This window comes from Desulfolithobacter dissulfuricans, assembly GCF_025998535.1.
Lineage (GTDB): Bacteria > Desulfobacterota > Desulfobulbia > Desulfobulbales > Desulfobulbaceae > Desulfolithobacter > Desulfolithobacter dissulfuricans.
The window spans coordinates 619,930-635,112 of the sequence record NZ_AP024233.1; the positions used below are offsets into that span (position 1 = coordinate 619,930).

14 protein-coding genes are annotated in these 15,183 nt (G+C 52.6%); 1 reads left to right on the forward strand and 13 read right to left on the reverse strand.

Translation table 11 applies throughout. The features are described 5' to 3' along the window. Positions 1–35 precede the first annotated feature (35 nt). The 13 genes from tnpC (GF1_RS02605) to GF1_RS16130 form a co-directional block, all read right to left on the reverse strand. Positions 36–1,604 (reverse strand): IS66 family transposase, encoded by a 1,569-nt coding sequence (gene tnpC, locus GF1_RS02605; protein WP_267928073.1) that lies wholly within the window; start codon positions 1,602–1,604, stop codon positions 36–38. 59 nt (positions 1,605–1,663) lie between these two features. After that, entirely contained in the window at positions 1,664–2,017 is a 354-nt protein-coding gene (tnpB, locus tag GF1_RS02610; RefSeq protein ID WP_267928074.1) for an IS66 family insertion sequence element accessory protein TnpB, read from the reverse strand. Next, positions 2,017–2,367, reverse strand: coding sequence for an IS66 family insertion sequence element accessory protein TnpA (tnpA, locus tag GF1_RS02615; RefSeq protein ID WP_267928075.1), 351 nt, complete (start codon positions 2,365–2,367; stop codon positions 2,017–2,019). The genes tnpB (GF1_RS02610) and tnpA (GF1_RS02615) overlap by 1 nt, the downstream gene beginning before the upstream one ends. Before the next feature lie 86 nt (positions 2,368–2,453). After that, positions 2,454–3,158 (reverse strand): hypothetical protein, encoded by a 705-nt coding sequence (locus GF1_RS02620; protein ID WP_267928076.1) that lies wholly within the window; start codon positions 3,156–3,158, stop codon positions 2,454–2,456. A 196-nt stretch (positions 3,159–3,354) separates the two neighbouring features. After that, positions 3,355–4,923, reverse strand: a complete 1,569-nt coding sequence (locus GF1_RS02625) for a DUF262 domain-containing protein (RefSeq protein WP_267928077.1) — start codon at positions 4,921–4,923, stop codon at positions 3,355–3,357. A 315-nt stretch (positions 4,924–5,238) separates the two neighbouring features. Beyond that, on the reverse strand, positions 5,239–6,807 hold the full coding sequence (gene tnpC / locus GF1_RS02630) for an IS66 family transposase (RefSeq protein WP_267928073.1): 1,569 nt from the start codon (positions 6,805–6,807) through the stop codon (positions 5,239–5,241). Between the two features lie 59 nt (positions 6,808–6,866). Then, a complete protein-coding gene (gene tnpB, locus GF1_RS02635; protein WP_267928074.1) occupies positions 6,867–7,220 on the reverse strand; it encodes an IS66 family insertion sequence element accessory protein TnpB in 354 nt (117 codons plus the stop codon). After that, positions 7,220–7,570 carry an IS66 family insertion sequence element accessory protein TnpA gene (tnpA, locus tag GF1_RS02640; RefSeq protein WP_267928075.1) on the reverse strand — a complete coding sequence of 117 codons (351 nt, stop codon included), beginning with the start codon at positions 7,568–7,570 and terminating at the stop codon, positions 7,220–7,222. Before tnpA (GF1_RS02640) ends, tnpB (GF1_RS02635) begins: the two co-directional genes overlap by 1 nt. A gap of 51 nt (positions 7,571–7,621) precedes the next feature. After that, entirely contained in the window at positions 7,622–8,200 is a 579-nt protein-coding gene (locus tag GF1_RS16355; protein WP_353740420.1) for an HNH endonuclease, read from the reverse strand. 213 nt (positions 8,201–8,413) lie between these two features. Then, a complete protein-coding gene (locus GF1_RS02645) occupies positions 8,414–9,457 on the reverse strand; it encodes an NAD-dependent epimerase/dehydratase family protein (RefSeq protein WP_267928078.1) in 1,044 nt (347 codons plus the stop codon). Between the two features lie 404 nt (positions 9,458–9,861). Then, on the reverse strand, positions 9,862–11,004 hold the full coding sequence (locus GF1_RS02650; protein WP_267928079.1) for a M35 family metalloendopeptidase: 1,143 nt from the start codon (positions 11,002–11,004) through the stop codon (positions 9,862–9,864). 489 nt (positions 11,005–11,493) lie between these two features. Next, a complete protein-coding gene (locus GF1_RS02655; protein ID WP_267928080.1) occupies positions 11,494–12,399 on the reverse strand; it encodes a DMT family transporter in 906 nt (301 codons plus the stop codon). Positions 12,400–12,537: 138 nt separating this feature from the next. Next, positions 12,538–13,491 (reverse strand): peptidylprolyl isomerase, encoded by a 954-nt coding sequence (locus tag GF1_RS16130; protein ID WP_326491579.1) that lies wholly within the window; start codon positions 13,489–13,491, stop codon positions 12,538–12,540. A gap of 358 nt (positions 13,492–13,849) precedes the next feature. Here GF1_RS16130 and GF1_RS02670 point away from each other — a divergent pair, with 358 nt between their 5' ends. Continuing rightward, positions 13,850–15,145: a 3-deoxy-D-manno-octulosonic acid transferase gene (locus GF1_RS02670; protein ID WP_267928081.1), complete on the forward strand. Its 1,296-nt coding sequence runs from the start codon at positions 13,850–13,852 to the stop codon at positions 15,143–15,145. Positions 15,146–15,183: the final 38 nt, after the last annotated feature.

Here is a 15,183-nt window from a genome sequence, read left to right on the forward strand (position 1 = left end):
GGACGCCAGGGCATCTTCAATGACGTAACCGCTAATTAATCCCCACCTAACTGGCCGATCAACTGCCTGGGATCAATATTCCACGGCAGCATGGCCTCGTAATCCTCCAGGGTGGCAGCCAGGGGTATCTTCTCGAAGATGTAGCGCAGGTAATTGTAAGGCTCCTGTCCATTGGCCCTGGCTGTCTCGACCAGGCTGTAGATCAGGGCGCTGGCCTCTGCTCCTTCCGGAGTGCCAGAAAAGAGCCAGTTCTTGCGGCCGACTACAAAGGGACGGATACTGTTTTCTGCTCTATTGTTGTCCATAGATAGCCTCCCATCTTCCAGGTAGCCCACAAGACGATCCCACTGGCGCAGGGAGTAGGAAATGGCCTGGCCGAGTAACCCCTTGGGCGGTGTCTGGGAGGATCTTTTCACCAGCCATCTGTAAAAGTCATCCAGGATCGGCCTGGACTGTTCCTGGCGCAGCCGATGGATCTCCTCCCGGACAAGCCCTGTTTTCTTCCACTTCTTTTCCAGGCTGTAGAGCCTGGAGATATAACCCAGTGCCTTGTCCGCACTGCCGCGTTTTCTGTTTTTACCCTGGGCCCTGACCACATCCTTGAACTTACGTCGTGCGTGTGCCCAGCAGCCGACATGTCGGATCCCATCAACCTGGTCAAGAAAATCATAACCGGAATAGCCGTCTGTCTGCACGTATCCCCTGAAACCATCGAGGAAGTTCCTGGCCACATCTCCGCTCCGGGTCGGATGGTACTGATAGATCAACACCTGCCTGTCGGGATCTCCCCTTTGAAAGATCCACATGTAGGATTTTGACGTCGGCTTCCGGCCCGGCTCCTTCAAGACCTGGACCGTGGTCTCATCGACATGGATATAAGACCCGGCAAGAACTTCCTCCTGGAGCAGGTTGAGCAGGGGCTGGCAGGCTTTGGCCGCCTGCATGGCCCAGTTGCACATGGATGCACGCGACAGTTCCAGCCCAATGCGGGCAAACAGCTTTTCCTGCCGATAAAACGGCAGGTGGTCAACAAACTTTGCCACCAGGATATGAGACAGCAACCCAGCCGTGGCAATGGACTTCGGGATAATCTGTGCCGGCGGCGGAGCAACCTTTACTGTCGGCCCCTCGTCCTGCACGCCTTCACAGTTCCTGCAGGCATACTTGGGACGGATATGACGAATCACCTGCACCCGGGCCGGAACGATATCGAGCTGCTCGGACACCTCCTCCCCTATGCGGGTCAGCTCGCAGCCGCAACGGCAGACCTTGTCCTTGTCGTCGATATCATGAACGACCTCGATCCTGGGCAGGTCCTCGGGCAGAGGTTTCCGGCCGCGCTTCCTGCGGGTATGACCAGTGACCTCAACCCCAGGGTCGGCAGGCTCCACATCCGAAGGCTCGGGCATATCGAACAGGGGCAGTTGGACCTTGTTGTTAACAACAGGAGTTTTTTCGCTCGTGCGACTGAACAGCAAGGCCCTCAGATGGCGGACCTGCTCGTGCAGGATGCTGGTTTCCCGGTCATGGCGCTCAAGGATCTCAAGCAGGATCTGCTTGAGCTGTTCGCTGTCTTCGGGCAATGTGGATACGTCTATTTTCATAGACGTATATGTAACATATCATCTTGTTTTTTCAAGGTTTTTCTGCAAAAAAGTGTGCTTTACACCACCAATTCATAGCGCAGTTCCTCGTGCCCACAGCATCGGTCCAGGGACAGGCCATCCAACAGCCAGGCCAGCTCCCGACCCCTGATGGCAAGGACCTCTGCCTCAGTCTGCGGCCAGCTGAACCGATCCTTTTCCAGCCGTTTGTGCCACAGGCAAAATCCGTTGCTGTCCCAGTAGAGCACCTTGACCATATCCCGCTTCCGGTTGCAGAATCCGAACAGATGACCGGACAAAGGGTCCAGTTCCAGCTCCTCGGCAACCAGAATGGACAACCCGTTGATCGACTTGCGCATGTCTGTTGGACCCGGGGCGATATAGACCCGGACAGAACTTGCGGGAAAAAACATTATCGCTGCTCCAGGACCGCCAGCAACCTGGAAAGGGCAGAAGGCGAAAAGTCGTTCTCCACTTCCACGGTCAGGTTGCCGGGCAGGCAGGTAATCCGTAATGGAGCAGATCCTCTCTGGACACGAGTCCGGCAGGCACCATGTAAAACACCGGCGGGAACCAGTCTCCTCTCCTGATTGCCATCGGCGCGGCCCAGCTTTCGGCACCAGTAGGTCAGGGCATGGTAGGATACTCCCCTCCGGCGACAGTACTCGGCCCGACTCAGACCGCTCCGATCAAGTGCTTTTACATGGGCCTGCCAGTGGTGCTGGCCAAGTGCATCATTTACCTGCTCGTTCTTTATGCTCATACGCAACCTCCTGTGAATAGGTATCATGGTTGCTTGGCAGTATGGCAGAACTTACTGGGGCATTGAAGATGTGGTTCTTTTTGCGCTTACTCAATGACAATGGTCTTGAGATGGGGATGCTCGCGCCGGAAATCAGTCAGGTAACGCTTGGCCGCATTTCGTTCACAGTCGTTCTTGCTGCTGCCGTCCTGCTTGACGATCATCTCCGGGCAGGTGGGAATCACTTCCGAACGGTCCGGATGGACAAAGGCCCCGGCAAACATCTGTTGGTAATATTCGACCTTGCCGTTGCGCTTCCTCTTGCTCAGGCAATAGTCGGAGCCCATCTTTTCAGAGGTGTAAATACCGGTGCCGTCCAGGGCAAGAAGATAATATCCGCCCAGCCAGGTCATCTTCTCCAGTACCTTGCCACGCTGAAGCTGGGCAAAAATACTTTTGAACGGACGACGCAGATCCCTGACGGAAACCTCATCCAGAACAGTGCGCATCTGGCTGTCGCTGGGGATGCGGCTGACACCGAATACCCCCTGCAGGCTGTCGGGCTCTTCCCGGCGCCTTTCATCAAAAGCAAGCAGTGATGGATCTTTCAGGCAAAACATGGCAAAACCGGACATCAGTACATCGGGCAAAGATATTGAACTGTTGGCGGCCCGATGATCCACCACTCGGTTAAAATCCTCGCGTATGCGGGAATACAAGGTATCGGCATTGAGGTGACAGCGCATTTTTATCCGACGAAATGTTTTTCCGCTGTTACGGTAGTTGCGAATGAATCTGCTGAGTGTCGACATGGCATATCTCCTTGTAACGAATTGATATTACAGAGAAAAATGCCGCCGATCTTTTCAGCCATGTCAAGTAAAAAATCAAGTTCTTGAGAAAAAATTATGTTGTGATTACACCATGCTACGACACAGAAGTTTACGAAACCGCTCTCCCGGAAGCCGCATTATTTATGCGTTCCGGGCATAACGGGAATTGCTGGTGTTATGCCATCAATTCAATAGCTTTATTTTCTAATAAAGTTGCTCTTTTATCGAGAAATTCTTGATAATCAATTTCTGTAATATCTTCTGGTAGCAATGCTCTCCCTAGATAATCATTTTTCTTTTCAACAGGAATATCATTTATATATTCAGAAGGAGATTTGTCTTTTATCTTGTTGTTGTCACCTCTAGTTAAAAAACAAATATTTGCCAGAACATTTATTTGTTTGGTTGTAAAACCTTGATCCTTTAGATATTTTTGGGGGAAAATATGGTGAAATTCATTCTTATTCACCTTTTGTAGAATTTTATCTAAATCGATCCTTGCTCCGCTTAAAAGTGAAAATGGATTTAGCGTACTCAATAGTAAAATAAGTGATCTTGAATTCGCATTTGCAATTGAAAAATTAGATGATTTAAAATCAAATTTAACTTCATTATTTATAAAATCAAAAGGATAATCCTCGTTATCTTTAAGTTTTAATATTTCTCGTATATCATTAGCCTGCTTTTCATTAACACCAGCAGAAAATCTCCTAGTAAAAATAGATCTCCAGAACCATTTAGTTAGTTTGTCTTTTTGTTGATCCGTATATGGTTGTCCTTCAACTTTATTTGTTGCAAAAAAACAGCATAGAGGAACTAATGTGCCAGGAAATGGTAATAATTTGAAATTTTTAACATTCAGCTCTCTTTTTAAGAAATCAATAGCACCAATAATTCCACGGCGTATACGTTCAAAATTCTGCCTTATTTCTTCGCCTTGCATTTCCAGAATTTTGGCAGGGGTTGTTTCACCTTTTATGATTCCTGCGCATATTCTCAATTGAAGATCTCTATTATTGCATAATTCATCAAATCCATGTTCGACTATTTCTTCTTGCAGATCAGCAAATTTTTCTGTTAAATCGAAATCGTCTGACCAGCTCCAAGCTGAAAGTAATTGAAAAACATCCAATTCTGTTCCAGCTCTATTTATACGTTCGAAAACAATAGCCACATTATTACGATTATCTGATTCGAATATTTCATTTGGTATTAAATATTCTTTGAATTTTTCTTGCAACTTATCTATTTTTACTACAATATCATCATTCAACGTACTCGTTGCTTTTCTATAGGCAACAGTATCAAAAAAAACATTCACAGGAAAATGTCTATTAAGATCAACTTCATTATTCTCAAGTGGCAAAAATAATGATTCTTGAATATTTTCTTCAGCCATTATATCAAAATAAATATCAATCCAATTATTTTCGATTGGTGTAAGTTCTGTCTGAAATACACTAAATAAACTTGTTATTCGTTGCTGACCATCTAGAACGTAATTTACAGGATAATCCCTTTGAGGCTCAGGCAATTTGAAACGGCCTAAATTTTTTTCAGTGGCCAAACGATTGTCAGTTTTCCAGAGTATTATTGTTCCAATTGGAAAGCCTTTATAAATACTATCAAGCAGAAAAGCTACTTGTTCAGGCTCCCAAACGAAGTCTCGTTGAAAAGCTGGAATTCGAATGTCACCTAATGTAATTCGTTCAATGAGTTTTCTAATGGTTATTGGCTCGCTCATATTTTATTCTCTCTCTAAGGCATAACGTGTGGGTCACTTGCGGCTATGGAGCGCAGCGGAATAGCCGTCAATGTGCACCCAATTGTTCGCTCTGTTATTTAAGCTATTACTTCAATTACCCTAAAATCTGGCTCCGGAAATTCTGCTTTGTTCGGAGACATAACACGAGAGTCCAATGGCGTGATAATGATCATGCCAAGGAGTTGAAGCCGAAAAGCTTCAAACTCATCAAATTGACAAACAGACAGACTCACACCATTCACCCAGTCTAGTAATGAAATCCCATTTTGAAACTGCTTGAACAGTAACCGCTAATTAATCCCCACCTAACTGGCCGATCAACTGCCTGGGATCAATATTCCACGGCAGCATGGCCTCGTAATCCTCCAGGGTGGCAGCCAGGGGTATCTTCTCGAAGATGTAGCGCAGGTAATTGTAAGGCTCCTGTCCATTGGCCCTGGCTGTCTCGACCAGGCTGTAGATCAGGGCGCTGGCCTCTGCTCCTTCCGGAGTGCCAGAAAAGAGCCAGTTCTTGCGGCCGACTACAAAGGGACGGATACTGTTTTCTGCTCTATTGTTGTCCATAGATAGCCTCCCATCTTCCAGGTAGCCCACAAGACGATCCCACTGGCGCAGGGAGTAGGAAATGGCCTGGCCGAGTAACCCCTTGGGCGGTGTCTGGGAGGATCTTTTCACCAGCCATCTGTAAAAGTCATCCAGGATCGGCCTGGACTGTTCCTGGCGCAGCCGATGGATCTCCTCCCGGACAAGCCCTGTTTTCTTCCACTTCTTTTCCAGGCTGTAGAGCCTGGAGATATAACCCAGTGCCTTGTCCGCACTGCCGCGTTTTCTGTTTTTACCCTGGGCCCTGACCACATCCTTGAACTTACGTCGTGCGTGTGCCCAGCAGCCGACATGTCGGATCCCATCAACCTGGTCAAGAAAATCATAACCGGAATAGCCGTCTGTCTGCACGTATCCCCTGAAACCATCGAGGAAGTTCCTGGCCACATCTCCGCTCCGGGTCGGATGGTACTGATAGATCAACACCTGCCTGTCGGGATCTCCCCTTTGAAAGATCCACATGTAGGATTTTGACGTCGGCTTCCGGCCCGGCTCCTTCAAGACCTGGACCGTGGTCTCATCGACATGGATATAAGACCCGGCAAGAACTTCCTCCTGGAGCAGGTTGAGCAGGGGCTGGCAGGCTTTGGCCGCCTGCATGGCCCAGTTGCACATGGATGCACGCGACAGTTCCAGCCCAATGCGGGCAAACAGCTTTTCCTGCCGATAAAACGGCAGGTGGTCAACAAACTTTGCCACCAGGATATGAGACAGCAACCCAGCCGTGGCAATGGACTTCGGGATAATCTGTGCCGGCGGCGGAGCAACCTTTACTGTCGGCCCCTCGTCCTGCACGCCTTCACAGTTCCTGCAGGCATACTTGGGACGGATATGACGAATCACCTGCACCCGGGCCGGAACGATATCGAGCTGCTCGGACACCTCCTCCCCTATGCGGGTCAGCTCGCAGCCGCAACGGCAGACCTTGTCCTTGTCGTCGATATCATGAACGACCTCGATCCTGGGCAGGTCCTCGGGCAGAGGTTTCCGGCCGCGCTTCCTGCGGGTATGACCAGTGACCTCAACCCCAGGGTCGGCAGGCTCCACATCCGAAGGCTCGGGCATATCGAACAGGGGCAGTTGGACCTTGTTGTTAACAACAGGAGTTTTTTCGCTCGTGCGACTGAACAGCAAGGCCCTCAGATGGCGGACCTGCTCGTGCAGGATGCTGGTTTCCCGGTCATGGCGCTCAAGGATCTCAAGCAGGATCTGCTTGAGCTGTTCGCTGTCTTCGGGCAATGTGGATACGTCTATTTTCATAGACGTATATGTAACATATCATCTTGTTTTTTCAAGGTTTTTCTGCAAAAAAGTGTGCTTTACACCACCAATTCATAGCGCAGTTCCTCGTGCCCACAGCATCGGTCCAGGGACAGGCCATCCAACAGCCAGGCCAGCTCCCGACCCCTGATGGCAAGGACCTCTGCCTCAGTCTGCGGCCAGCTGAACCGATCCTTTTCCAGCCGTTTGTGCCACAGGCAAAATCCGTTGCTGTCCCAGTAGAGCACCTTGACCATATCCCGCTTCCGGTTGCAGAATCCGAACAGATGACCGGACAAAGGGTCCAGTTCCAGCTCCTCGGCAACCAGAATGGACAACCCGTTGATCGACTTGCGCATGTCTGTTGGACCCGGGGCGATATAGACCCGGACAGAACTTGCGGGAAAAAACATTATCGCTGCTCCAGGACCGCCAGCAACCTGGAAAGGGCAGAAGGCGAAAAGTCGTTCTCCACTTCCACGGTCAGGTTGCCGGGCAGGCAGGTAATCCGTAATGGAGCAGATCCTCTCTGGACACGAGTCCGGCAGGCACCATGTAAAACACCGGCGGGAACCAGTCTCCTCTCCTGATTGCCATCGGCGCGGCCCAGCTTTCGGCACCAGTAGGTCAGGGCATGGTAGGATACTCCCCTCCGGCGACAGTACTCGGCCCGACTCAGACCGCTCCGATCAAGTGCTTTTACATGGGCCTGCCAGTGGTGCTGGCCAAGTGCATCATTTACCTGCTCGTTCTTTATGCTCATACGCAACCTCCTGTGAATAGGTATCATGGTTGCTTGGCAGTATGGCAGAACTTACTGGGGCATTGAAGATGTGGTTCTTTTTGCGCTTACCTTGAACAGGAGACCGTGGTCTGTGTTAATCATGAACCACCACCTTGTGCCTTTTGCTGGCATACGGGCAAACATTCTAGCCGAATCAAACTTTGGGCTTTGGGCATCATCTGGGCAATCGTTCGCTACCACCTCAAGTCCCATTTTGACTAGCATACGGCAGACAACAAGTGGTTCTGTGGGTTCTGCGAGAATCCTAACTTGATTGAGTCGCCCGCTGTTGATGCCTCGTTCAATATCCTCCGAAGTTGGATCAATTCCGATGCATCCGGGAAGTGGACTTCCTTTCAGCGTGCCGAGGCATGTACTCAGCTTGGGAGCCTTGCCCTTGCGGGTAGGAATCCCCAGCAAGACGCGAAATGGGAGAAAAGGAAAACTGCCCAAAGCAGGATTTTCGACTTTCTCTCCAAAATACTGATTGCACCCACTGCAAACGATACCGTCAGGAAGGCATGCCCACTCCTCACCGCCCAAAGACGCTGGCAGGATATGGCTTGTCGTAGAATCGCTTGTGTCATGTTTGCAGAATATGCAGTTCATAATTTGATAGCGAACAAGTTATTATACAGGTCTGGATAACCTGTGCTGATCTTATCGTGCTGATAATGTAAAAATAGTGAGTTGGAAAAATTCTGGCAGTATATCATGCAGGTAAAACTGGATACCAGGCAGCCGTATATCATTCAATGTTCAAGATTTCTTCCGGCACAAGTCGGCATGCGCGACTTTCTTGAGAGGAAATCAAGCGGGACGTTATACCTGACTGCCGATGATGAGCGGGCTGTTCATGTACCAGGCTGCGGCCTTGTCCAGGCCGGAGCGGACAGAAAATTCCGGTTCGTAGCCGATATTTTCTTTTGCCCTGCTGATATCGGCCAGAGAATGGCGCACATCGCCTGGACGGAAATCCCGGTAGACCGGCTCTGCCTGCGCAGCGTGAGGAAACTTCTCGGCGATCCGGTCCCGGATCATGTAAAAGAGTTCGTTTAATGTAGTGCGCTCGCCAAAGGCGACGTTGTACACCTGGTCTGCTGCCTCGTCCCCTGCGGTGGCCGCCATCAGGTTGGCCTGCACACAGTTGTCGATGAAGCAGAAATCCCTGCTGGTCTCTCCATCCCCGTTGATGTACACAGGCTCATCCTTCATCAGTCCGGCAAACCATTTGGGGATGACCGCGGCGTAGGCCCCGTTTGGGTCCTGGCGCTGTCCGAAGATGTTGAAGTAGCGCAGTCCGATGGTCTTGAAACCATAGGTCCGGGCAAAGACCGAACTGTAGAGTTCGTTGACCAGCTTGGTTGCCGCGTATGGTGAAAGAGGGTTACCGATCTTGTCCTCCACCTTGGGCAAATCCGGGTGATCGCCGTAGGTGGAACTCGAGGCGGCGTAGACAAACCGCTTCACCTGGTTGTCCCGGGCCGCCACCAGCATGTTGAGGAAGCCGGAGATGTTGTTCTCGTTGGTGGTTACCGGATCTTCGATAGAGCGAGGTACCGAGCCAAGCGCGGCCTGGTGCAGGACATAATCCACCCCTGTGCAGGCCTGCTGGCAGGTATTCATGTCCCGGATATCACCTTCGATAAACCGGAACCGCTTCCATTGATCCTCCGTGACCTGGTTCTGCACTTCGTCGATATTATGCTGGAAACCGGTTGCAAAGTTGTCCAGACCGACGACCTCCTGGTCCAGGCGGAGCAGGGTTTCGAGCAGGTTGGAGCCGATAAAACCGGCCACGCCGGTGATGAGCCAGGTGCGGGGTTGTTGCTGCAGGGCAGCGCAGCGCAGGCTGTAAAGAGGCATATTTTTTTCTCTCCGTGTTTGAGGAGGCCTTGCAAAAAGGCTGTTTCTCCCGAGTCTGATGAACAGTGGAAAATATCACATTTTTCAAGGCACCGTTGAGGACATGAATTAACCAGCATATTTCACAAGTGATCTACTGCAAGGCCTGAAAACACCGCGCCTGCTGCGTCACAGCTTCAAAAAGAGTCCTCGAAATATTTCAATATGTCTGCGGCCCTTTTTGAAGGCTGTTCCTCGAAGGTCTCGCTTCGTTCGCTATCTGCATCCACGGCGTTTTCAGGCCTTTCGCCACGATCATTGTGAAATATGCGGGTTAATGGGTTGGATTGTTCGGGAGTGGTGGTTGCAAAAATATGTTTTGGCTGTCCATGACGGACCGTGCCCGGGGCCGGCTGTTGCCTGGCCTAACGAGTGTTATCCAGAAGCAAAAAAATCATAGGAACAATGTTGGTCGTTGGGCTTTGACCGCTGTCCGTAGGCATATCGAGAAAGGGTGTGTTTTCTGCAAAGTATTCATGGCTGTCCGCGTTATTTATTGCCAGGTTGGGACGATTCTCTGCCAGCCTGCGGCAGCCGGTTTGCCCATATACATAATCATTGGTCCCCGCCACAACAGTGAAGTGCGATGTCTCGTGGACTATTGTGCCTGCCTGCGAATCTGTACCGGTTACCTCGGCCTCCCAGAAAACGTTACAGGGATGAATTTCGTACGGCAGGTTGGGATACACATATGCATAATAGTCGTCGGCACAGTCACAGACAAAAGTGATCTGTTGATTGCTCAGGGCGTCGTCAATCTTGTCGAAATGGTCCTGAACGGTGTCGTAACGGCTTGCCTCATACTCGCCAAACCATTCCAGATAACGTTCAGCCGTGTCACGTTTGTCTGCTGGGGTGTTGGCCAGATCCTCTCTGGCGGTACGGGCTATCTGCTGACTTGCTGTCAGCGCAGTCGCCAGGATAGACTGTTCTATGGTGGTGCACCCTGAGAAGGCCGGGAGCTTGCTTTTTTTGGGGACCGGGATGGGGGTGGTTATGAGGTCCTCAAGTATATTGGAAAGTATAAAGGATTTTATTTTTGCATCCGTTTCAGGGATGGCTGCGGGATTCAGCCTGAATTGAATGGTATATCTTCCTGTTTTGCTGATATCATACAGTCTGGCTAAATTTATGTCGGTTTCTATGGCTTCTCCCGGTTGGAGTATGAGGTAATCTTTTTTTTCCGGTGCCCTTCTTTTGATGAGTTTTCCAATGTATTGCACCTCCCTCCCGTCTCTTTTTATCGAGAACATATTGTTGCCTATCTCTTTTGCAAGAGGAGTGTGCCATTTCAGTATGCGAATGGTTCTGTCAGAAATATTCTGTATGGTGACGTGAATTCTATATTCTTTTTTCCGGTCGAATTCTGTCTTGCTCCTGCTGATAGTAATTTTCAGCCTCTCCGGCAGCTGGCTTGAGCTCATCCCGGTAGCGGAGGTAAATGTTACAAGAATAATAGTGATAACGAAGCATGAGATAAGTAATAAAAAATTGTGGATGGAATACATGGTGTTGCTCTGCCTTGAATCAGTAATGAACGGGGCTCGGAATAGCATCAGGTGTAACTGGACACAAGTTTGTATCAGGTTGATATCACAATGGAAAAGTGTTTGTCATGTCAGGTGCTCCATCTTTTCGCGGTTGCGACCTGCCGTTATGGCCCCTCCATGCGGGCGGGATCTACCGCGAAAAAATGGGGTGCCGGTGATGACGTATCATCAGGTCACCATAGGAGACCGCTTCCCGGGAAGTATCTACAGAGCGTCTGGAAGTTGATCTTCAGCCGACAGGGATGATTGATCCGGAATGGATCATCTCGTCGGAGCGAAACAAAAATCTCGGCACATGCATTGAAGATGTCCAGTGGGTTCGCCCAGGTAAAAAGAAGCCTTTATGAATATAATCAAGTTTACCCGTAATTTTTTTACTATAAAAGGAGATTTTTCAAAACTTCAAAAATTGGCATCTGTCATGGAAAGGGAAACAGTGTTTCCAGATCAGCTGGTCGTGGTTTTGAGCGGTTCCCGGCGGTTGATCAGGTAGAGTCCGCAGAAGACCAGCAGGCCGCCGATAAAAAGTGAGCTGTCCGGCCGTTCGCCAAGCAGCAGGATGCCCAGGCTGACCCCGGCCACCGGGACCAGATTGACGAACAGGGAGGCCCGTCCGGCACCCAGTTCGTGCACTCCCTGGTAGAACCAGATAAAGCCTATGGTGGTGCCGAACAGCGCCATGTAGACCAGGCTGGCCAGAGCCCGGGGACTGACACCGGTGACCACGGGCGGGTGACCGGCCAGGAGCGCGGCAATGGTGAGAAATATTGCTCCGGCCACGCAGGAATAAGTCACCGCCACCAGCGGCGATATGCGGAGGAGCTGTTTCTTGCCGATGATCGAATAGGCGGCCCAGCTGAGCACGCAGCCCACCAGGCAGAGCTCGCCCAGGCCGACGTTGCCCTGGAGGATCTTCATGGGATTGCCATGGGAGATAACGGTGATGGCCCCGGCCAGCGCCAGCGCGATGCCGATGCTGCGCTGGAGACTGAACCGTTCGCCGAGAAGCGGGATGGCCAGCAGGGCCGTGACCACCGGGTTGGCGGCGATAATCATGGCGCCGCGGCCGGCTTCCACGGTCTGCAGGCCGGTGAAGAAAAGGATGTTGTAGGCAAAGACCCCGGTCAGGCCGAGAAGTGCCATGGCCACCATCTGGCGTCTGTCCAGGCGGGGCAGGCTCTTTTCCCGCAGCCAGGTGACCATGAGGAGCATGGTGGCGGCAAGCAGGAAGCGTCCGGACGCGGCAGCCAGGGGATGCATTTCCGCCGATACCCATCGGCCGGTGACAAAGGTGCCGCCCCAGAAGATCATGGTCATGATCAGGCGGATGTACGTGGTTTTGCTCGGCAACATCTGGGCTCCTGGTGTCCGGTGATGGAGTGCTTTCCGGTTGGTGGCTGGGGGGCGGCAGAAGGTGGAAGAAAACAGAACAAAAAACGGCGGACCGTCAGGCCCGCCGTCAGAGTTTATGGCTGATGAGCCGGTCGCGGGTTAGAAATCAACCAGTTCCACGTCAAATACCAGCCAGGCACCGGGCGGGATCACGCCACCGGCGCCGCGGTCGCCGTAGGCCAGGTCCGGCGGAATGATCAAAATTCGCTTCTCACCCCGTTTCATCTGGCTCAGGGCCTCGTCCCAGCCGCGGATCACCCGGCCGACACCCACTGGGAAGCTGATGGGTTCGCCGCGGTCATAGGAGGAGTCGAACTTGCGTCCGTTGGCCAGCAGCCGGCCGGTGTAATGGGCCTTCACGGTGGCGCCGGGCCTGGGGGTCTCCCCTTCACCTTCCTTGACAACAACATAATAGAGACCGGAGGCGGTTTTCCTGGCCTCGGGCCATTTCTTCTTGATCATCTCCCGGACCGCATCGGCTTCCTTCTGTCGGGCCTCTTCTTCTTTCTGCTTCAGGGCGGCAAGCGTTGCTTCAAAGGCCTTGTGGTCAGTCTGGAACTCCTCGGCTTCCCTGCCAACCCGGATGATCTCGACCTTTTCGATCCTGTCACCCTGCTCGATATTGTTTACCACGTCCTGGCCTTCGACCACTTCGCCGAAAATGGTGTGCTTGCCATTCAGGTGCGGGGTGGGGACATGGGTGATGAAAAACTGGCTGCCATTGGTGCTCGGGCCGGCATTGGCCATGGCCAGCAGTCCGGGACGATCGAACTTGAGTTCCGGAACGATTTCATCGGGGAAGGTGTAATCCGGCCCTCCGGTTCCGGTGCCCAGCGGGCAGCCGCCCTGTATCATGAAGTCCTTGATCACCCGGTGAAAGGTGAGGCCGTCGTAGAAGTGAACGCCGGTGGGTTTTGCAGCCCCGCCCAGGATCTGCGTGCCTTCGGCGAGGCCGACAAAGTTGATGACTGTGAGCGGGGTCTTGTCGTAGTAGAGTTTGAGGAGGATATCGCCTTTGCTGGTGATGAGTTTTGCATAGAGTCCGTCTTTCATGGTTTGTTCCTTTGCCTGTATGGCCTGGCCGGACAGGCAGAGCAGTCCGGTCAGGAAAAAGAAAAATAAGAAAATGTTTCTGCGCATGATATGGTCGTATCGCCGGTTCGGGTTTGCCTGGTGAAAACTGTTGTCTCCTTGCAGCCGGCGGGTCCCGCTGCAAGAAGTTTGCTTAACTATCCAGCTGATTCTTGTCAAGTAAAACCCGTCTCCGGTTCCCCGGGTTGGAGAGCTTTGGCCGGGTCCGCTTTTCACCGCCTGGGGTCCGTTCCCTATTGACTCGGCATGGCAATCCTGTTTAAATAGTCTGATTTGTGTGCTGAGTTGCGAAAAAGGTGGTGACAGGGCAGGAGGCGGATTGCTGTACAAGGTATACCGCGTGGCGGGCAGAATTGTCTGGTTGACGCTTCTGCTGTCTTCCCCCCTCCTCAAAAGATTTGGCTCCACCGGGCCCGGATTCGGCCTGGCACAGCGTCTTGGCTGGTATCCGGAACTTGCTGACAAGAGGCCCGGGGTGCCCAGGATATGGATTCATGCGGCCTCGGTGGGTGAGGTGAAGGCCGCCAGGGCCCTCGTTGGCGGGTTGCGGGCCCGGTCGCAGGAACTGGAGATTGTTCTGACCACCATGACCCGGCAGGGTCACCGGGTCGCCGCCCGGCAGCTGGCCGGCCAGGCTGTCTGCCTGATGGCGCCACTGGATGCGGCGCCCGCGGTGCGCCGGGCCCTGTCGCACATACGACCTGACTGTTACATCTGTCTGGAAACCGAACTCTGGCCCGTGATGCTCTCGGACCTGTCCCATGCCGGAATTCCCATGCTGCTCCTCAATGGCAGAATGTCGGAGCGATCCTGCAGGCGGTACCGGCATCTTGGCCCGCTTGTCCCAAATATTCTGGCCGGTTTTGTGCGTATCGGCGTGATAAGCGAAACCGACAGGGCCCGTTTTCAGGCCCTGGGGGTGCCCGGCGAAAAAATTGAGGTCACCGGCAACGTCAAGTTCGACCCTGGAGATGAGGCGGACCCTGCTGGCCGGGAACGCTTCCGGAGCCTGCTGGGCGTGCGGGACGAGATCGTATTTGTCAGCGGCTCGACGCGCACCGGCGAAGAAATATTGCTGGCTGATGTGGTGCAGCACCTGCGCCGGGAAAGCGGCCGGGATATTGTCTGGGTCGTGGCGCCCCGGCACCTGGAGCGGCTTGATACGGTACGGCGGGAACTCTCGCGGCAGGGTCTGGACTGTGACCTTTTTTCCGTCCTCCAGGGCGGTGCGGCCAGACGACACAGGGTGGTCCTGGTGGACACCATGGGAGACCTGGCCGAGTTGTATGCGGCCGGAGATTACCTGTTCTGCGGTGGCAGCCTGGTGGACAAGGGTGGCCACAACATCATGGAAGCCGTCCGCTGGGGCCGGCCGGTGTACTTCGGTCCGAGCATGAAGGATTTCCGGGATGCGGTGGATCTGGTGGTCCAGGGCGGTTGCGGATTCCAGGTCAGAAACACCGCCGAACTGGCAAGGACTCTGCTTGCCCACATGGCTGACCGGGAAAAATACAGCGCCATCTGTGCAGCCGCACGCCGGGTATCCCGTGCCCAGAAAGGAGCGGCCGGGCGACAGGCGGCCATGGTAATGGAAGTTATACAACGTGCAGAATAAGGCTACCTTGAAAAATTGTATTTTCGTCCGATCTCTGC